The 20,483-nt window shown below is 63.1% G+C and carries 11 protein-coding genes; 9 read left to right on the top strand and 2 right to left on the bottom strand.

The features are described 5' to 3' along the window. Positions 1–85 precede the first annotated feature (85 nt). The 7 genes from CLV78_RS17210 to CLV78_RS17175 all read left to right on the top strand — a co-directional run bounded on the left by CLV78_RS17210 (position 86) and on the right by CLV78_RS17175 (position 16,437). Positions 86–1,366 (top strand): glycosyltransferase family 4 protein, encoded by a 1,281-nt coding sequence (locus CLV78_RS17210; RefSeq protein WP_106206325.1) that lies wholly within the window; start codon positions 86–88, stop codon positions 1,364–1,366. After that, the gene (locus CLV78_RS17205; protein ID WP_106206323.1) at positions 1,363–2,136 is read left to right on the top strand and encodes a hypothetical protein; all 774 of its coding nucleotides are present in this window, start codon (positions 1,363–1,365) and stop codon (positions 2,134–2,136) included. Before CLV78_RS17210 ends, CLV78_RS17205 begins: the two co-directional genes overlap by 4 nt. Before the next feature lie 169 nt (positions 2,137–2,305). Further along, positions 2,306–5,257 (top strand): 2-oxoglutarate dehydrogenase E1 component, encoded by a 2,952-nt coding sequence (locus CLV78_RS17200; RefSeq protein ID WP_106206321.1) that lies wholly within the window; start codon positions 2,306–2,308, stop codon positions 5,255–5,257. A gap of 3 nt (positions 5,258–5,260) precedes the next feature. Beyond that, positions 5,261–6,760: a 2-oxoglutarate dehydrogenase complex dihydrolipoyllysine-residue succinyltransferase gene (gene odhB / locus CLV78_RS17195; protein WP_106206319.1), complete on the top strand. Its 1,500-nt coding sequence runs from the start codon at positions 5,261–5,263 to the stop codon at positions 6,758–6,760. 131 nt (positions 6,761–6,891) lie between these two features. Next, on the top strand, positions 6,892–8,286 hold the full coding sequence (gene lpdA, locus CLV78_RS17190) for a dihydrolipoyl dehydrogenase (RefSeq protein ID WP_106206317.1): 1,395 nt from the start codon (positions 6,892–6,894) through the stop codon (positions 8,284–8,286). A gap of 421 nt (positions 8,287–8,707) precedes the next feature. After that, the gene (locus tag CLV78_RS17180) at positions 8,708–13,684 is read left to right on the top strand and encodes a 2-oxoacid:acceptor oxidoreductase family protein (protein WP_106206313.1); all 4,977 of its coding nucleotides are present in this window, start codon (positions 8,708–8,710) and stop codon (positions 13,682–13,684) included. Continuing rightward, positions 13,681–16,437 carry a sulfide/dihydroorotate dehydrogenase-like FAD/NAD-binding protein gene (locus CLV78_RS17175; RefSeq protein ID WP_106206311.1) on the top strand — a complete coding sequence of 919 codons (2,757 nt, stop codon included), beginning with the start codon at positions 13,681–13,683 and terminating at the stop codon, positions 16,435–16,437. Before CLV78_RS17180 ends, CLV78_RS17175 begins: the two co-directional genes overlap by 4 nt. Positions 16,438–16,544: 107 nt before the next feature. On the opposite strand, the gene CLV78_RS17170 is transcribed toward CLV78_RS17175, so the two are convergent. Continuing rightward, the gene (locus CLV78_RS17170) at positions 16,545–16,865 is read right to left on the bottom strand and encodes a DnaJ family domain-containing protein (protein ID WP_106206309.1); all 321 of its coding nucleotides are present in this window, start codon (positions 16,863–16,865) and stop codon (positions 16,545–16,547) included. Positions 16,866–17,032: 167 nt separating this feature from the next. Here CLV78_RS17170 and CLV78_RS17165 point away from each other — a divergent pair, with 167 nt between their 5' ends. Both CLV78_RS17165 and CLV78_RS17160 read left to right on the top strand, forming a co-directional pair. Next, entirely contained in the window at positions 17,033–18,235 is a 1,203-nt protein-coding gene (locus CLV78_RS17165) for an SAM-dependent methyltransferase (protein WP_106206551.1), read from the top strand. 138 nt (positions 18,236–18,373) lie between these two features. Further along, positions 18,374–19,684, top strand: coding sequence for a glycosyltransferase family 87 protein (locus tag CLV78_RS17160; protein ID WP_158263588.1), 1,311 nt, complete (start codon positions 18,374–18,376; stop codon positions 19,682–19,684). Here the strand turns inward: CLV78_RS17160 and CLV78_RS17155 are convergent. Further along, positions 19,654–20,331, bottom strand: coding sequence for a CPBP family intramembrane glutamic endopeptidase (locus tag CLV78_RS17155; protein WP_106206305.1), 678 nt, complete (start codon positions 20,329–20,331; stop codon positions 19,654–19,656). The genes CLV78_RS17160 and CLV78_RS17155 overlap by 31 nt on opposite strands. Between the last annotated feature and the right edge of the window lie 152 nt (positions 20,332–20,483).

The raw sequence follows: 20,483 nt of genomic DNA, 5'->3' as shown, positions 1-20,483 counted from the left end.
GGGCAGGCAGCGAAGACAAGGTTCATGCCCTCCGTGCGATACGGGGGGCATTGCCACAAACCAACGGACGCGGTGATATCCTGTGATGGAGCGACAACACCTCTCTGGTATCGTCCTGGTGGTTCCGGCCATCGGTCTCGATCCGCGTACGGGTGGCGGACAGCGCTCCCGGCTCTTTGCCGAAGCCGCGGGACAGCTCGGATCGGTGTCGGTGCTCGGCGTTGGCGACATGAGTGACGCTGACCTCCGCGCGGCCTTTCCGGAGGCAGATCGCGTCGCGGTTGTGCGCAGCGATCGCGTGGCCCCGCCCATGCGTGGTCCCATCCGCAAAACACTTGACCTCATGCACGAACTGCTGGTGCCGCGTGTCCGCTATGGTATCGACCCGACATTGCAGGAGAGCCTTTGCCGCCTCGTCGACGAGACCGGTGCCGAGGCTGTCCTCAACCGGTATGCGCGCGTGTTTCTTGCCACCGGACTGCCCGTGGCTGGTCCCATATCGGGGAATGTCGAACGCAAGGTCCCGGTTCTTGTCGATGTCGATGACCGCGACGACCAGCGGTTGGCCAGCGCTTTTGCCTCGAGGATCAGGGTGCCATTCCTTCAGGGCCTCTTTGACAGTATCGTTCTGGCGCGCCACCGGGCGCACCTGAAGAGGGGCCTGGCGCGGGCTGATCATGTCTGGTTCGCGGCGTCAGAGGATATCTGGCAATTGCCCGGTACAGCGACGAGCGTCGCTCCGAATGTGGCGTCATTGGCATTCGGCGCGGGCGGTGTGCCCGGGGCCGCATCCGGCAACGACCTGTTGTTCGTCGGATCCCACGCGCACCGGCCCAACCGCGATGGCATGCGGTGGTTCCTTGAAACCTGCTGGAAGCCCATCCGGGCGGCCTTCCCACGGACGCGGTTGCGGCTGGTCGGGGTCGGCGCCTGGGAGAGCCTGCGTGACGAGGGTCTGGATCTGGAGGGGGTCGATATCGTCGGCGCGGTGGAGGTGCTTGACCCGGAATATGCACGTGCCCGGCTGGCAATCTGTCCCATGCGAGAGGCCAGCGGATCCAAGGTGAAGCTGATCGAGGCGGCTGCCTATGCGCGGCCTGTGGTCTCGACGCCCGAGTCCGTTCGCGGGTTCGGCGCGGACCTTGCGCCGATCATTCCGGTTGCAGACGACCCGACGGGCTTTGTCGCAGGCTGCTGCCACTTGCTGGAGCGGCCGGAAGAGGCAGAAGCCATCGGGCAAACACTGAAGGCCTGGCAGGAGCGGACCTTCGCAAGGTCCAGCGTTATTCGTGGAATCGCACAGGATATCCTGTGTCGCGTTCCGGCGCTGTCGCCCCGGCAAACGATGGCGGAGGGCGCGGCATGAGCACTCTCGTGATGACCGCGACAATCGTTCCGGCTGCTGGTGCCGGCGTGACGCTTCGGGCAGACCCCGGGTTGCGGCGTCGCGACTATGAGGACGCCCTGCGGTTCTACCTCGGTGTTCGGTCGTCCGCCCTGTCGCGTATCATCTTCTGCGAAAACTCCGGTGCCGATCTTTCCACCCTGCGGGAGATTGCAGAGACCGCGAACCCCCTCGGCAAGCAGGTCGAGTTCCTGAGCTTTGTCTCCGATACGCCGGAGGAGTATGGCAAGGGCCACAGTGAGCTCGACATGCTCGATCGCGCCTATGAGGCGTTCTTTGGTGATCTCGCGGACACTGAGAAGTACTGGAAGGTCACCGGGCGGCTTATCATCGAGAACATCGCCGAGCTGATAGAAACGACGCCCGCGGACATGGATTTCTGCATCGATATCCGGTCAGTGCCCCATATCGGGAACCTGCTGGGCACCAACGACTGGGCCGATACCCGCATCATCGCCTTCACGTCCCGGGGATACCGGGACTACCTGCTTGGCAAGAAATCCGTTGTCGGGACACCTGACGGTGTGAGCTACACGGTCGAACTGGCCCTGTTCCCTGACTATATCGAAGCCCAGGGGCGGGACCCCCGGTTCTATCCCCGGTTCAGGGTACAACCCGTCATGCATGGAGTCGGTGCCGAATCGGGAAAGGATTACAATGACCTGCCGTCGCGCGCGAAAGGATACCTGCGCCGCGTGTCGCGCCGCTATGCGCCGGCCTTGTGGTTGTAGGGACCGGTGCGGGAGGCAGAGAGTGAATTGAACATGACAACAGCAACCGTTCATACCAGTTTCAGACCGTGGAACCCGGCCGCGCCGACCGGGTTGCGCGGCGGACGACCCCAGCACGCAGAACGGCCAGACCAGATCGAAAGACCCCGCGTCTCCAAGGGAGCACAGAATGACAGAACATAGCCCCAACGACATCTTCCACGCCTCAAGCTTCCTGCAGGGGCACAACGCAGAATATGTGGAACAGCTCTATGCCCGCTATGCGTCGGACCCCGCATCGGTCGACGAAGCCTGGGTCGAGTTCTTCCGCCAGCTCGGGGACGGTGAACGCGAAGTCCGTGCCGAGGCAGCCGGACCGTCCTGGGCACGGGACAATGGGTACGTCGCTGACGAACTGACCGCGGCGCTGACGGGCGAATGGCCGACCGAGGAAGTCGCCGACGCCGGAAAGAAGATCCAGGCCAAGGCCGCCGAAACCGGCGTCGAGGTCTCGGAGGAGCAGGTCAAGCGGGCCGTGCTCGACTCGATCCGCGCGCTAATGATTATCCGGGCCTACCGGATCAGGGGTCATTTGGTGGCGGATCTCGACCCGCTGGGCATGCGGGACCAGACCCCGCACCCGGAGCTCGACCCGGCCTCCTACGGTTTCACCGATGCCGACATGGATCGCCCGATCTTCATCGACAACGTGCTTGGCCTCCAGATGGCCTCGATGCGCCAGATCATCGAGATCGTGAAGCGCACCTATTGCGGTACGTTCGCGTTGCAGTACATGCACATTTCCGACCCCGAACAGGCCGCATGGCTGAAGGAGCGGATCGAGGGCTTCGGCAAGGAGATCCAGTTTACCCGCGAGGGCCGTCGCGCGATCCTCAACAAGCTGGTCGAGGCGGAAGGCTTCGAGAAGTTCCTGCATGTCAAGTACATGGGTACCAAGCGTTTCGGTCTTGATGGGGGCGAGGCGCTGATCCCGGCGATGGAGCAGATCATCAAGCGCGGCGGTGCGCTGGGTGCGACCGAGGTCGTGATCGGCATGCCGCACCGGGGGCGTCTCTCGGTGCTCGCCAACGTGATGGGCAAGCCCTACCGCGCCATCTTCAACGAGTTCCAGGGGGGCTCGTTCAAGCCCGAGGACGTGGATGGCTCCGGCGATGTGAAATATCACCTCGGCGCCTCCTCCGACCGCGAGTTCGACGGCAACTCGGTGCACCTGTCGCTCACCGCGAACCCGTCACACCTCGAAGCGGTGAACCCGGTGGTTCTTGGCAAGTCTCGTGCCAAGCAGGACCAGAAGGGCGATGCGCAGCGCACCTCGGTCATTCCGATCCTGCTGCACGGCGACGCCGCCTTCGCCGGTCAAGGGGTCGTGGCGGAGTGTTTCGGCTTGTCCGGCCTGAAGGGGCACCGGACCGGCGGCACGATACACATCGTCGTCAACAACCAGATCGGCTTCACCACCGCGCCGCACTTCTCGCGGTCCTCGCCCTATCCGACGGACAATGCTTTGGTTGTGGAGGCGCCGATCTTCCACGTGAACGGCGACGACCCGGAGGCCGTCGTGCACGCAGCCAAGGTCGCGACCGAGTTCCGACAAAAGTTCCAGAAGGACGTCGTGATCGACATCTTCTGTTACCGCCGGTTCGGGCACAACGAGGGCGACGAGCCCATGTTCACCAACCCGGTCATGTACAACCGGATCAAGAAGCACCGGACCACGCTGGCTCTCTACACGGAGCGGCTGGTCAAGGATGGCCTGATCCCGGAAGGCGAGATCGAGGATATGAAGGCCGCCTTCCAGGCGCACCTGAACGACGAGTTCGAGGCCGGCAAGGAGTTCAAGCCCAACAAGGCGGATTGGCTCGATGGCCGCTGGTCGCATCTCGACCGGGAAGGCGACCAGTACCAGCGTGGCAAAACGGCGATTGCCGACGAGACCTTCGACGAGGTCGGCAAAGCGCTGGTGACAGTCCCGGAGGGCTTCCCGCTGCACAAGACGGTTGGCCGACTTCTTGAAGCCAAGAAGAAGATGTTCGACACCGGCAAGGCCTTCGACTGGGCAACGGCGGAGGCGCTGGCCTACGGTTCGCTGCTCACCGAGGGCTACCCGGTCCGACTCGCGGGGCAGGATTCCACGCGCGGGACGTTCTCACAGCGCCATTCCGGCTTCATCAACCAGGAAACCGAAGAGCGATACTACCCGCTCAACCATATCCGCGAGGGGCAGGCGCAGTACGAGGTCATCGACTCGATGCTCTCGGAATACGCGGTGCTCGGCTTCGAATACGGCTACTCGCTTGCCGAGCCGAATGCGCTCACGCTCTGGGAGGCCCAGTTCGGCGACTTTGCCAACGGCGCCCAGATCATGTTCGACCAGTTCATCTCCTCGGGTGAAAGCAAGTGGCTGCGGATGTCGGGGCTCGTGATGCTGCTGCCGCATGGCTTCGAAGGGCAAGGTCCGGAGCACTCCTCCGCCCGCCTGGAACGGTTCCTGCAAAGCTGTGGGCAGGACAACTGGATCGTCGCCAACGTCTCGACCCCGTCGAACTATTTCCACATCCTGCGTCGTCAGTTGCACCGGAGCTTCCGCAAGCCGCTGGTGCTGATGACACCGAAATCGCTGCTGCGGCACAAGCTCTGCATCTCGGACCGGGAAGACTTCACAGAAGGCTCCTCGTTCCACCGTGTTCTTTGGGACGATGCGGAAAAGGGCAATTCTGACACGAACCTGGTGTCGGACGACAAGATCAAGCGCGTCGTCATGTGTTCGGGCAAGGTCTACTACGATCTGCTGGAAGAGCGCGATGCCCGTGGGATCGACGACATCTACCTGCTGCGGATCGAGCAATTCTATCCATTCCCGGCAATCTCGCTGGTGAAAGAGCTGGAGCGCTTCAAGCAGGCGGAGATGGTCTGGTGCCAGGAGGAACCCAAGAACCAGGGCGCCTGGACCTTTATCGAGCCGAATATCGAGTGGGTCCTCACCCGCATCGGTGCAGCCTACAAGCGCCCGGCCTATGCCGGCCGCTCCGCTTCCGCTTCGCCAGCCACCGGCCTGGCCTCCATGCACAAAGCACAGCAAGCCGCGCTCATCGACGAAGCGCTGACCACTGAAGGAAAGTAAGCAATGACCATTGAAGTCCGCGTCCCGACTCTGGGTGAAAGCGTTACCGAGGCGACCGTTGCCACCTGGTTCAAGAAGCCGGGAGATGCCGTCGCCGTCGACGAGATGCTGTGCGAGCTGGAAACCGACAAGGTAACCGTGGAGGTTCCGGCACCTGCGGCCGGTGTCCTCGGAGAGATTGTCGCCGAGGAGGGGGAGACAGTGGGCGTCGATGCCCTTCTCGCCACCTTGCAGGCAGGTGAAGGGGCCGCGCCCGCACCCGCCAAGGAAGCCCCGTCCGAGGCCGCACCGGCCCCGGCGGCTTCCGGTGGGGCCGCGGTCGACGTCATGGTCCCGACCCTGGGTGAGAGCGTCACGGAAGCGACCGTTTCCACGTGGTTCAAAGCCGTCGGAGAGGCCGTGGCACAGGACGAGATGCTTTGCGAGCTGGAGACGGACAAGGTGTCCGTCGAAGTGCCTGCCCCCGCCTCCGGCGTGCTGACGGAGATCGTTGCCGCCGAGGGAAGCACCGTGGATGCCACCGCGAAGCTTGCCGTGATTTCCTCCGGGGACGCCGCCGCGACCGCAGCGCCTGCCGCCGCAGCACCGACGCCCGCCACAGCCCCAGCCGCCGGCAAGGACGTCGCCGATGCGCCCTCCGCGCGCAAGCTGATGGCAGAGAAGGGCATCGACCCGGCGAACGTTCAGGGTTCGGGCCGCGACGGCCGCGTTATGAAGGGAGATGTCATCAACGCCCTGGCGCAGCCTGCGGCGAAGCCTGCCGCGCCGGCTGCCCCCCGCGCTCCGGTCCCGGCGGAAGACGCCGTTCGCGAGGAGCGGATCAAGATGACCCGCCTGCGTTCGACCATCGCCCGCCGCTTGAAGGACGCGCAGAACACCGCCGCGATCCTGACCACCTACAACGAGGTGGACATGACGGAGACGATGGCCCTGCGCAGCCAGTACAAGGAAGAGTTCGAGAAACGCCATGGTGTGCGCCTGGGCTTCATGTCCTTCTTCACCAAGGCCTGCTGCGCTGCGCTCAAGGAAGTTCCAGAGGTCAATGCCGAGATCGACGGGGACGAGATCGTCTACAAGAAGTTCGTCCACATGGGCGTCGCGGCCGGTACACCGCAGGGGCTCGTCGTTCCGGTTATTCGCGACGCCGATCGGATGTCTTTCGCGGAGATCGAGGCGGCAATCGCGGAGAAGGGTAAGCGCGCCCGTGACGGCAAGCTTTCCATGGCTGAAATGCAGGGCGGCACCTTCACGATCTCCAACGGCGGTGTCTACGGATCGCTGATGTCCTCGCCGATCCTCAACCCGCCGCAATCGGGCATACTCGGCATGCACAAGATCCAGCAGCGCCCGATGGTCATCAACGGAGAGATCGTCGCCCGCCCGATGATGTACCTCGCGCTCAGCTACGATCACCGCATCGTCGACGGCAAGGGCGCCGTGACCTTCCTTGTGAAGGTCAAGGAAGCGCTCGAAGACCCGCGCCGCCTGCTGATGGACCTGTAGTCAACCGGGCGGCAGCCCAATCATCTTTCCGGAAATATCCTCGGGGGGCGGCGCGCCAGCGCCCGGGGGGGCAGACAGCCCCCCCCTCCCACGCCGCCATATGACGCCCCCCAACCGCAAAGGAACACACCATGCCAAATTATGACGTCATCGTAATCGGCAGCGGCCCCGGCGGCTATGTCTGCGCCATCCGCTGTGCCCAGTTGGGCCTTAAAACCGCATGCGTCGAGGGACGTGACACCCTTGGAGGAACCTGTCTCAACGTTGGCTGTATTCCGTCCAAGGCGCTGCTGCACGCCTCGCATCTCGTTCATGAGAACGACCACAATTTCGAGGAGATGGGCATCAAGACCGCCAGTGCGAAAATCGATTGGAAGAAAATGCTCGACTACAAGGATGGTGTGATCGGTGCCAACACCAAGGGTGTCGAGTTCCTGTTCAAGAAGAACAAGATCGACTGGCTGAAGGGCTGGGGCTCGATCCCGGCCGCCGGTAAGGTCCAGGTCGGCGACGACGTCCACGAGGCCAAGCACATCATCATCGCATCGGGATCCGACGCCGCATCGATCCCCGGCGCAGAGGTCGAGATCGACGAGAAGATCGTCGTCACATCGACCGGTGCGCTGGAGCTGCCGAAGATTCCCAAAAAGATGGTTGTCGTCGGCGGCGGTGTGATCGGCCTTGAGCTGGGCTCTGTCTACAAGCGTCTTGGCTCGGATGTGACGGTCATCGAGTTCATGGATGGCATCACCCCGGGCGCCGACGGCGAGGTCGCGCGCAACTTCCAGAAGATCCTGAAGAAACAGGGGCTGGAAATCATCACCGGTGCCGCCGTCTCCAGGGTCGAGACGCTGAAGACCAAGGCTAAGGTCAGCTACAAGCTGCGCAAGGATGACAGCGAGCACCAGATCGATGCCGATGTCGTGCTCTGCGCCACCGGCCGCGTGCCCCATACCGAGGGCCTTGGGCTCGACAAGCTCGGCGTGAAAGTCTCCAAGCGCGGCCAGATCGAGGTCGATGCGCAGTACCGGACCAACGTGCCTGGCATCTATGCCATCGGTGACGTGATCGACGGGCCAATGCTTGCCCACAAGGCAGAAGACGAGGGCGGTGCCGTGGCAGAGATGATCGCCGGACAGAAGCCCCATATCGACTACAACCTGATCCCGGGTGTGATCTACACCACGCCGGAGGTTGCGTCGGTCGGCGCCACGGAAGAGCAACTCAAGGAGGCAGGACGCGCCTACAAGGTCGGCAAGTTCAACTTCATGGGCAATGGCCGGGCCAAGGCGATGATGCAGGCAGAGGGCTTTGTGAAGATCATCGCGGACAAGGAAAGCGACCGGATCCTCGGCGCTCACATCATTGGCCCGGTGGCTGGCGAGATGATCCACGAAATCTGCGTCGCGATGGAGTTCGGGGCATCTGCCGAGGATCTCGCACGCACCTGCCACGCCCACCCGACCACATCGGAAGCGGTGCGCGAGGCAGCCATGGCATGCGGAGACGGACCCATCCACGCTTGAGCCAGCGAGATTGCGAAACAGCGGGCGCGCGCCGACACCGGCGTGCGCCTGTTTTGTTTGTCAAGTCCGGCCGGAGCGACGCGGCGGGGCGGGGCGCGATTCCTGTGCGACTAGAGGCATAATATTTCTGCATTTTATCTGCCCGCGAAAGGACATTGCGGGAGTTTTGGCGCTACCATAAGGGGTGCAAAAACGGCATGCCGGATTTCCTCTGATTGCATGGCTTTCCGGGCGCTTGCCAAATGCCGTTCAGGCCTTTGCAAAAGTTGACAAATTGCCGGGGCCGCGCTCGGAAATCCCTTTGCTGCACGTGCACAATCCGCCCGATTTTGAGGCGTTTGCCATCGGTGTGCGGTTAAGCGGCATGTTTTGTCTGATCATATGCGTCTAGATCGGGGGCAGCCAAAATCGGGTAAGACACATGAAAGATACGCTTCCGACGCCTCCGGAGTTTCCGGGGCTAGCCACAGTCATCCACGGAAATGGGGCGATTGCCCAAGTGATGGGCCAGGTGTGCGGAGGGGTGATCGGCTATCCAATCACGCCTTCCACGGAGATCGCGGAGATTTACGAGGCCTTCCGCGCCGGCGGTGGTGTGAACCTCTGGGGGCGACACCCGTTCTTCTTCGAACCTGAAGGAGAGCACTCGGCTCAGTCCGGCGCCCTGGGCGCGGCTCTGACCGGCGGACAGTATATCTCCAACGCGTCGTCGAGCCAGGGCATCCTTTACGGCATCGAATCCCACTACGTGACCGTCGGCAAGAAGGTTGGCGGGTTCGTCATGCAGGTGGCCGCGCGCTCCGTCTCCCGCCATTCGCTCAACGTGATGGCAGGACATGACGATGTCTATGCGCTGCTGCCGTCGGGCTACACGATCCTCTTTGGCTCGAACCCGCAGGAAGCCGCGGATCTCGCCGCGATCTCCTACAAGGTCAGCGCGATGTCGATGATCCCGGTTGCCAACTCAATGGACGGATTTGTCACCTCCCACATGATGAGCGAGGTGATGATGCCGGAGGACGAACTGCTGCAGCGGTTCCTCGGTGATCCGGCGGGCCGGATCAAATGCCCGACCGTGGCGCAGGAAATGCTCTTCGGTGCCAAGGGCCGTGTCTTCCAGCTCAAGCGCTACCTCGGGCGCCACAGCTCGGACATGATGCAGGACGACTACGTTGCGCTGATCGATTTCCTCGATGCCAACGCAGACGCGATCGAGCAGGACAACGATGGCGCGATGGTCGAGCAGACCCTCGCGAAAGTGCCCGAAGAACTGCACGCACAATGGCGCCGGCAGTGGATCAACGCCTATGAAAAGGGCACCCGTCAACGTGTGCCTGCGCAGGTGGATGTGCACAATCCGGGCCTGACCGGCGGCGTGCAGAACCAGCCGGATTATCAGGCTGGCTCCGTCGATCACCGCACCCACTTCGTCCGTGACGTTCCCCGGTTCGTCCGCGAGGCGATGGAAGAGTATTCCGAACTCACGGGCCGCGAATACAAGCCAGTGATGACCTACCAGTGCGACGATGCCGAAACCGTTCTGGTGGGCCTCGGTTCAGTGACCGACGATGCCGAAGCTGTGGCGGCCTACCTGCGCCGTCAGGGCCGCAAGGTCGGGGTCGTCTCGATCAAGATGCTTCAGCCATTCCCGGAGGCCGAACTTGTCGAGGCGCTGGCCGGAAAGCGAGCAGTGACGGTTCTGGAGCGGTCCGACGTCACGGCGCTCACCGGGCTGGTGAACCAGGCTCTGGTCAAGGCGGTCGAGAATGTCGAGGAGGACCGGTACCCCGGTATCCCGGCGCTGAAGCGTCTGCCGCGCCTGACCACGGCCATTTTCGGGCTCGGTGCGCACGATCTTCAGCCGCGGCACCTGATTGCCGCCTTCGACAACATGGACGAAGGCAGCGCGCCGTTTGTCTACCTTGGCAGCCAGTTCTTCTCCAAGACGCCGAGCCCGCAACTCGCCGAATTGCAGGACAAGCTGCGCGCGGCCTATCCTGAAACCGAATTGATGGCGCTGGAGACAAAGCCCAACCCGAGGCTTCTGCCCGAAGACGGGCTGCGCATCCGTTTCCACTCGGTTGGTGGATACGGCACCATTGCCACCGGCAAGCTGCTGACGGACATTCTGGCCAACGCCCTGAAGCTTCACTCGAAGGCCGCACCGAAATACGGCTCCGAGAAGTCCGGCGCGCCAACCAACTACTACATCACGCTCAGCCCCGAAGAGGTGAAGATCACCAACGCGGATCTGGAGGATGTGGAGGTCGTGGTCTCGCCCGACCACAAAGTCTTCGTCCATTCCAACCCCCTGCGCGGATTGGTCGAGGGTGGCACCTTCGTGCTGCAATCGAGCCTGTCGCCGCTTGAGGTCTGGAAGGAGCTTCCGGCCGCGATGCGGGACTTCATCGTCCGAAAGAAGATCCGCTTCTTTGTCCTGGACGGTTTCGCGATTGCCAAGAAGCACGCCCCGCGACCCGAGCTGGAAACCCGCATGATGGGCATCGCCTTCATCGGCGCGGTTTGCAGCCATGTGGAGCGCATCACGGCCGGCGCCGACCGGGATGCGGTGTTGGAGAAGATCCGCACCCAGATCGCAAAGAAGTTCGGTTCCAAAGGCAAGGCGGTTGTCGATGGCAACATGGCCGTGATCCGCGACGGCGCCGAGGCAACGGTCACGGTGGACTACACGCAACCCGAGTTCGCAGAGGTGACGACGGATCCGGTGGCCGAGTTCGGTCCGGAGATTTCCACGAACATGTGCCGCATTGCGCAGGACTCGTCTCCGACGGGTCTGTTCGACCACGGCTACTACGAGGAGACGGTTGCCGCGCCCTTCCGCGAAGGCACTATCGGGGAGGCACCTGTTTTGCCCGGCAGCGGCATGTTCATGCCGTCCGGCACCGCAGCCGCACGGGACAAAGGCCTGTTCCGGCGCGATGTTCCAGTGCTTGATGCCGATCTTTGCACCGGTTGCCTGGAATGCACCATGGTCTGCCCGGATGCCGCGATCCCGGCGACGGTCTTCGATATCGACGACCTGCTGCTGACCGCCCTCAAGGAGGTCGAGATGCCGGCCGCCCAACGGGACGTGTTGCGCGATCACGTGCGGCCTGTCGGTGAGGCTGTCCGCGCCGCCTATGGCGAAAGCAAGGAGACCAAACCGTTTGGTGCCTTGGTGGCGGAGGCGGTCGAGACGCTCGACGTCGAAAGTGCCGTCGTGCGCAAGAACCTCGCCCGCATGGCGGAGGCGGCGGGGCTGCTGCCTGTCTCCCGGACGCGTCCGTTCTTCGATGCGATGGAAGCCGAGCGTGCCGGGTCCGGTGGCCTCTTCTCCGTGGTCATCGACCCGTGGAAATGTTCCGGCTGCCTTGAGTGCATCGATGTCTGTGGCCCTGCCGCGTTGAGCGAGGCCGAGCAGGACGAGCCACTTCTGAAGAAGCTTCAGGCCGAGTTCGAGTTCCTGTCGAAGACACCGAACACGCCCTCGAAATACATCGAATCCGCCTTCGAACCCGAGGGTGACATCAAGCGGATGATGCTCGACCGCGACACCTACTATGCCACTACCGGTGGACACGGTGCCTGCCGCGGTTGCGGCGAGGTGACCGCGATCCGGCAGGTGGTTTCGGCCACCCACGCCATCCACGACCGGCGCCGCAAGGCACATGTCCGCGAATTGGAGGGCATGGTTGCCGATCTGGAAGCCAAGCTGCCGCAAGTCGACGATGCGGCGCGCAAGGATCGGATTGCCGAAGCGGTCAAGGTGCTGGAGAAGCGTCTTTTCCTCATGGAAGGCGGACCGACCGGAAACGGCCCGGCCGCGATGGTGGTCGCCAATGCCACCGGCTGTAGCTCTGTCTATGCCTCGACCTTCCCCTACAACCCCTACAACGATCCCTGGGTGAACAGCCTGTTCCAGGACGGCCCGGCGCTCTCCAAGGGGATCTTCGAGGGGATCACGGCGACGGCGACGGTCGACTTCAAGGCGCTGCGCACCGCGAAGCTGGAACTGGCGGATGCCTATGACACCGCCGACGACGCCTTCTTCCGCAATTTTGAGTGGCAGAACTTCTCTACCGAGGAGCGGAAGCTGCTGCCGACGGTGATCAACATCTCCGGTGACGGTGCGGCCTATGATATCGGCTTCGGGGCACTGTCCCGCCTGCTGGCGTCGAACACGCCGGTAAAGGTGATGGTACTGAATTCGGGCGTCTATTCCAACACCGGCGGTCAAGCCTCCACGGCGTCGCTCTCCGGGCAGGACAGCGACCTCAGCCGCTTCGGCCCGGCCTCCCACGGCAAACAGGAAGACCGCAAGGAGCTTGGCCTGATCGCGGCCTTCCACCCCGACGTCCTCGTGGTGCAGAGCGCGACCTCGGTGCCCGGGCACTTCCTGCGCAACATGGTCAAGTTCCTGGAGCACACGGATTCGCCCGCGCTGCTCGATGTCTACACGCCATGTCAGGCGGAGCACGGGATCGCCGATGCCGCTGCGAGCCAGCGTGCCAAGCTGGCCGTGGAGGCCCGGATCAGCCCGGTCTTCGTGCACGACCCGAATGCGGGCGACACGATCGAGGAGCGGTTCTCGCTCGATGGCAACCCCGCCGTGGAGAAGGACTGGGCCACCACGACGATCGAGTATGTCGAGGATGGTACGCTCAAGCTCATGGACGTGCCGCTGACGCCCGCCAACTTCGCCTTCGACGAAACCCGCTTCAAGAAGCAGTTCCGTCCGATGGCCGAAGGCGCCGTCGGCGTGCCCGTGACAGAGTATATCGACCTGCCGCTGGCCGATCGGATGGGCAAGGTGCCCTTCGTTTACGCCACGGACGACGACCGCCGGCTGATCCGGCTGGAGGTCGGCACCACGGTCGTGCACCTGGTCGAGGAACGCCGTCGCGCATGGCGGACGTTGCAGCATCTGGCCGGCATGCCTGTCGAGCAGCTTGATGCGGCACACCACGCCGAAGTCACAGCCTTGCAACAACGCTATGAAGAGGCCGTGAACGCCCGCGAGGAGACGATGGACAGCATCGCCACCGGCATGAGCGAGCTTGCCGCAGCCTCCAACGCACCGGCTGCGGTCGGGCTTGGCGGGGCACTCTCGCCCGTGGCAAGTGCCGCGCCCGCCCCGGCAGGGGCTCCGGCCGTGGAGGAGAGCGCGACAGGGCTTCCCTTCATCCGGGACGAAGACGTGCCGCTCTGCTCCGATTGCAAGACCTGCTATCAGGAGATACCGGAGCTCTTCGAGCTGACGAAGATCGTCGTGGATGGCGAGGCAAAGCAGGTGGCGCACATGGTGCCGGGCGCGCTCGACAAGGTCGAGGTGACGGATCAGCTGCAAGCCCGCATGGCCAAGGTCGCCGCGAACTGCGACTCGGAGATCATCAAATGAACGTCGAGGCCACCACAACTCAGGACGAGCTGTTCCAGCAACAGATCGAGGTCCTGAAGAAGCATCTGGCGGCGGATCCCCGCTCGCTCAGGAATGTCTTCGTCGCAGATGGAACCCAGGCAATGGCCTGGGAGTTCCAGCAGCCTGAACTCGGGGAACGCTTCATCGGCGTTCTCTGGAACCTCCTCTTGCGGGAGGATGACATGAGCACGGTGCTTCAGCGGTTCCTCTGGGACCTGCCGTTGAAGTACAAGCGCAAGTTCATTCGCGCACTGGACCAGCACCTTTCGGGCCGCTACCCGATGTTCGAGGGGCTGTCCAAGGGCTGGCCGGCGGAGAACTTCATCCCGCCCTACGTGCGCCCGCCGGAGGACCGCAGCCAGGATTTCGATCTGGTGAACACCGGCTACCTCGGCTACCGCGCGCTGGGATATTCCCTGCGCGAGGTGGACCTGTTCGTCTGGCTCGAAGTGATGCGCGACAAGCAATGCGAGGATCGCCCCTGCGAACTTGGCGTGCTGATGGAGAAAGTGCGCGAGCGTGAAGCGAAGGCGGCCGGCGGCTGCCCTGTGAAGATCCACATCCCCGAGATGCTGGACCTGATTGGCAACGGCAAGATCCGGCAGGCGCTGGAATTGATCGAAAGCTCCAATCCATTGCCCAACGTCACCGGCCGCGTCTGTCCGCAGGAACACCAGTGCCAGGGCGTGTGCAAACATACCAAGCGCCCGATCGAGATCGGTCAGCTGGAGTGGTATCTGCCGGAGCACGAGAAACTGGCCGATCCGGACCGGCTGCAACGGTTCAAGGGCGCGATCAGCCCTTGGTCGAAGGCCGACAAACCCCCCATCGCTGTTGTCGGGTCCGGCCCTTCCGGGCTGATCAATGCCTATCTGCTGTCGGTTGAAGGCTATCCTGTGACCGTGTTCGAAGCGTTCCATGAACTGGGCGGCGTGCTGCGCTATGGCATTCCGGAATTCCGGCTGCCGAACTCGCTGATCGACGACGTGGTTCAGAAGATCGACCTTCTTGGCGGCAAGTTCGTGAAGAACTTCGTCGTCGGCAAGTCGGCGACGCTGGATGACCTCAAGAACGCGGGGTTCTGGAAGATCTTCGTCGGCTCGGGCGCAGGTCTGCCGACCTTCATGAACGTTCCCGGTGAGCACCTGAATGGTGTTATGTCCGCGAACGAGTTCCTGACCCGCGTCAACCTCATGCGCGGGCGGTCACCCGAGTACGAGACACCGTTGCCGGAGGTGAAGGACAAGCACATCCTGGTCATCGGCGGGGGCAACACCGCGATGGATGCCGCACGCACCGCCAAGCGACTGGGTGGCAAGGTGCAGATCGTCTACCGCCGGACAGAGGCCGAGATGCCCTGCCGGGTCGAAGAGCTTCACCACGCGTTGGAAGAGGGGATCATCCTCTCCGAGCTGCGCGGACCCAAGGAGTTCGTGGGCGACAGCCACACACATTTCGTGACTCACGCAATCGTGGATGTGAACGAACTCGGCGAGCCGGATGCGTCCGGTCGCAGGCGTCCACAGCCAACGGGCGAGGTGATCGAGATGCCGGCTGACCTGGTCATCATGGCGCTCGGCAACAAGTCGAACCCGATCATCCCCGAGGCGGAGCCGGATCTGAAGCTCTCCAAGTGGGGCACGATCGAGGTCGAGGAAGGCCAGGAGACCTCCGTCAAGGATGTCTACACCGGTGGCGATGCTGCCCGGGGTGGCTCAACCGCGATCCTCGCGGCAGGCGACGGACAGGCGGCCGCGCGCCAGATCGTTGGCGATATCCCCTTCGATGCCAAGGAGATCAGGGAGCGCGTGAAGAAGGCCGAAGCCTACACGGCCATGGGGCAGGCAAGCCAGGTTATCCTCAAGCATACCGAGGTGGCCGAGGAGATCGTCGAGATGACGATCAACGCGCCCGTGGTGGCCAAGGCCGCTCGTGCCGGGCAGTTCGTGCGGGTGTTGGCGAGCGACGATGGCGAGTTGATCCCGTTGACGCTGGCCGACTGGGATGCGGACGCCGGGACCATCGACCTGGTGATCCAGGGGCTGGGCACATCGAGCAAGCTGATGAACCGCATGTCGGAAGGCGAGTCCTTCTCCGGTATTGCCGGTCCGCTCGGGCGGCCGAGCGCGGTGCATCGCTACGCCGAGGACGAGACCGTCGTCTTTGCCGCTGGCGGCGTCGGATTGCCGGCGATCTACCCTATCGCCAAGGCGCATCTGGAGATCGGCAACCACGTGACCATGGTCATCGGCTTCCGTTCCGCGGATCACCTGTTCTGGACCGGCGACGATGAGCGGATGGGGCTTCTGAAAGCGAAGTACGGCGACAAGATCGACATCATCTACTGCACCAATGACGGCAGCTTCGGCACGGCCGGTTTCGTGACCGGTCCGTTGGAAGAGATGCTCAAGGACAACAATATGTCCAAGGGGCGCAAGCTGGCCGAGGTCATTTCCGTCGGTCCCCCGATGATGATGCGCGCGGTGAGCGACCTGACGCAGCCCTTTGGCGTGCCGACGGTGGTGAGCCTCAACTCGATCATGGTCGATGCAACCGGCATGTGTGGCGCTTGCATGGTGCCGGTGGTGCGCGACGGAAAGAACGTTCGGATGCACGCCTGTATCGACGGGCCTGAGTTCGACGCACATACGGTTGAGTGGGACAAGTTCATGCCCCGTTTCAACCAGTTCAAGGCACAGGAAGTGCGAAGCCTGGAAGCCCACGGTCTTTAAAAAAAGCCTATCAAGCAGAGACTGCCGCAGGGCGTCGGATCAGATAATCCGGCGCCCTCGGTGCATTCGTGGCAGGAGGATGGGGCGGGGGTCGGCCGGCGCAGGGGCTACCCGAACCGATTCAGGCTTTCGAGTTCGATGGCAAGGCGAGTTTGCAGATCTGCAAGTTCCCGTTGGATGACCTTGCATTCTGCCGGATCCATGCACGCAGTGAGCCGGGCCCGAAGGTCAGTCTGTTTGCGGTAAAGCACGACTGCCGCCGGTTTCACATCGGCTTCCGCCATCATCCTGTTGATTACCGAGGGCGTGTCCTTGGACAGCTCCACCGGTTCTCCCTCCCCGGGAAGTTCCCGGAAGGCACCGCGCTTTTCCATACGCTGGAGATACAGGTCGATGGTGAGGTTCAACGGGTGGTTTATGGCATTCATTCCTGTGCAGCGAACCTATCCATTTCTTCCAGAAATACAATGGAATGGCCGCTATGCACTCGAGCCGCCCGTGGTCGAAAACCTCGACAAGGAGGGCCCGGGATGCCAGACTTTTCGCTGGTCGGAGGTTGGCAGTGGGCGCATGGCAGGCGCGAGGCAAGGTCGGGATGTGGAGCGGATTGCTGGATCGGTTGTTGGAACGGATCGTTCATGACGGGCGGCTGACAGTTCGCGGCGCGGGTGTGGTCGAGCGCACCTACGGCAACGGGAGCGGACCGCAAGTGACGATCTGGCTCCACGACCCCACACTCCCGCGACGTCTGATCCTGAACCCCGATCTCGCGCTGGGGGAGGCCTACATGGATCAGGACCTGACCATCGACGGAGACGATCTTCCCGGGTTCCTGGCGCTCCTGTTGATGAACCGCGGTGCGGGAAAATCCGGTTGGGCCATTCGCTTGAACCTTGGTCTGCGGCGCCTCCTGCGGCGGGTGCAGCAATACAACCCTCTGCAACGTGCGCGTCAGAACGTGGCCCACCACTACGACTTGTCGGGCGCGCTCTACGACCTCTTCCTCGACGAGGATCGCCAGTATTCCTGTGCCTATTTCCGGTCGCCAGAGGACACGCTGGAGCAGGCCCAGGCACAGAAGAAGGCCCATATTGCCCGCAAGCTGAGGTTGGAGCCGGGCATGCGCGTACTCGACATCGGCTGCGGCTGGGGGGGCATGGCGCTGACACTGGCCGGCGAGCATGGTGCGCACGTGCTGGGTGTGACCCTGTCCAGAGAACAGCATGCGGTGGCGCAGCAGCGGGCAGAGATGGCGGGGCTGGCCGACCGGGCAGAGTTCCGCCTGATGGACTATCGGGAGGTGACGGGAGAGTTCGACCGCATTGTTTCAGTAGGCATGTTCGAACACGTGGGTGTGCCGCACTACCGGGAGTATTTCGGCCATGTCCGGGACCGGCTGACCGTCGACGGGATTGCGGTCGTACACACGATCGGACGGAACACGCCACCGGGGTCCACCAGCCCGTGGATATCCAAGTACATCTTTCCCGGGGGCTACCTGCCGGCGTTGTCGGAAGTGATGGCCGCCGTCGAAAAGGAAAGGCTTTGGACGACTGATGTCGAGGTCTGGAGGCTGCACTACGCGGAGACCCTTCGGCATTGGCGGGAAAGGTTCGCGGCCAACGAGGGTGCAGCGCTTGCGCTCTATGACGCGCGGTTCTGTCGTATGTGGCGCTACTACCTGACCGCGAGCGAAATGTCGTTCCGCTATCACAACCAGGTTGTGTTTCAGGTGCAATTGTCCCGGCGACAGGATGCGGTGCCGCTGACACGGGACTATCTCTATCGCGTGACGTGACGACAGTTCGTGTCGTGCCAGCAACAATCCACCCCGGCAGCCCCCGTGTGGATGGTTGCCGATATCTGGCGAATCCCTGTTCTGCTAGCGTCTCTGGCTCAAGCCGACGGTGAGAGCCGGGGCGGCCGGAGGACTGTAATGACGCCGATCCGTACCATCGCGTTTGCCGCGTTGGCGATGACAGTTCTTCTGGCGGTGGGCTTCGTAATCCTGCCGGATCTCTATCGCCCGAGCGAAGACCTTCTCGCATTGTGGCTGGCCGGGCAGGCCGTAGCGGACCAACGTCCCGACCTGATATATTCCAGCTATCCGGACGCCTTTACCATGCAGCCACCCCTGCCGGAGTGGTTGGACATGGCCGCCGCAACCGGCCACCAGAGCACGGTCTTCCCGTATCTCTACCCGCCTCTCTGGGCCTACCTGATGGCGCCGGTGACAGAGGTTATCGGCTTTGCGCAATTCCGGTCGCTGGCAAATCTCGTCAACCCGATGCTGCTCCTGGCGGTGGTATTGCTGGCCTGGCGCGCGGTGCGGACACCGCTGCATCCGCTGATATACGTGATCGCGGGTGGGACCATCCTGTCACTGTCGACTGTCGGCGACATCGCAATTCAGCAAAACCAACCCCAGATCCTGGTCGCTTTCCTGCTGCTTGTTGCCATCGAGAGGGCCCGCGCTGGTCGGGAGGTCGCCGCCGGAACGGCGCTCGCAATCGCCGCCGCGATCAAGTTGTTCCCCGCGCTTTACATCGTGCTGTTCCTGGCGGCCGGGTTGCATCGGGCCGTCCTGTCCTTCCTGATCGTGGGGGCTGCCCTTGGGCTCGGCTCCATCGCGTTGGCCGGGTGGCCGCTCCATCTGGAGTTCCTCTCCGGGGTTCACGCGGTGTCGGCCTCCGCGATGAAGACACCATTCGGGATCGGGCTCGACAATATCCTGGCCTATCTCGTGGATGACAGCGCAATGACGCGGGTGCCGGTGCAAACGCTCGCGGCAGCGGAGTCCGGCGGCTACTGGCTTGTCGTCGAGAAAACGGCAGTCTGGACACTCGCGACACGCGTCCTCACCCTTGCCACGTTGGCCGCTGCGGTTTGGTTCACACGCCGGATGGGAGAGCAGGCGCTCTACACCTCCATCTGGCCCGTTTCCATGATTGCGCTCGGACTTCTGAGCCCGTTGAGCTGGCCCTACTACTACATCGCGCCATTGGCCTTCGCGCCCACGTTCCTGTCCGTTTTCGGCTGGACAAGAGGCGGTATGATTCTCGCACTCGGGGTTCTACCCACCAACGTGACCTTTCTGGTGTTCCTGCAAAGCAGCTTCGGTGTCGGCATGAACAGGTGGTTCTCCGTCCTGGGATTCCTGTCGATGCTGTTCTTCATTGCTGCATTTGTGGTTGCCGGACTCCGGGCGGAAGCGCCTCAAAAAGGTCGCACAACGTTGCCGGAATAGAAATACGCACCGAGGCCCACGAGGAAGATCGCGTTCCCGGCCACCGCATGCAGAAGGACCGCTATGGGGAAGCTGCGCCGGACCTGGTAGGCCCAGGCGAACGCCAGCCCGCCGAGGAAGGTCATGACCAGAACGATCCACGACCAGTACATCAGGTGCGCCATGGAGAAGAGGGCCGCGTTTGCAAGCAGCATCGCCTTCGGGCGGCGTGGCAGGATCGGCGCGTAGCGGCGGAAGAAGAGCGCGCGATAGACAATTTCCTGCGGCAGGGCAGAGACCAGCGGATAGAGCAACAGGATCATCGCCAGCAGCAGAGGCTGCCGCCGGGCGATCTGGAACAAGTCATCGGGCCGTGCAAGCGCCAGCCAGGCCACACCGAAGGCCAGCACCAGCGCGCCGATGCCAACGACAGCACCCCAGCGGATCCGATCCCGTCCGTCGAGCAGGTCGGCCCAACGAAAACTCGGCGTCATGTGCAGCAGGATCATCCCGAGTGCTGTCACGGCGAACAGCATCGGAAACATCCTGTCGGGCGGAAGCAGAAGCGCCAGGGTCAGAGGTGCGGCGCCAAAGAACAACACAAACTCGCTCCAAAGGCGGGCAGGTGATGCCGCCGTCGCGCTGGTCGTGATCTTGCTTCGCGCCATGGCACGTTTTCCCCGCTCGTTTCACCGGACCAAAAGATGCGGTGTACCGCGGCAAGGTCAATGGGTGCGGGGAAGGCAGGGACGGGCTGCGGAAAAACCACAGCGGTCGGCAGGGCATCCCGGTTCGATTGACAGGATCGTCAAGGTGCCGG

The sequence above is a fragment of the Aliiruegeria haliotis genome, from assembly GCF_003003255.1.
Taxonomy (GTDB): Bacteria; Pseudomonadota; Alphaproteobacteria; order Rhodobacterales; family Rhodobacteraceae; genus Tropicimonas; species Tropicimonas haliotis.
Note: the sequence above shows the minus strand (reverse complement) of the source record. Positions and strands in the feature narration are given on the sequence as shown.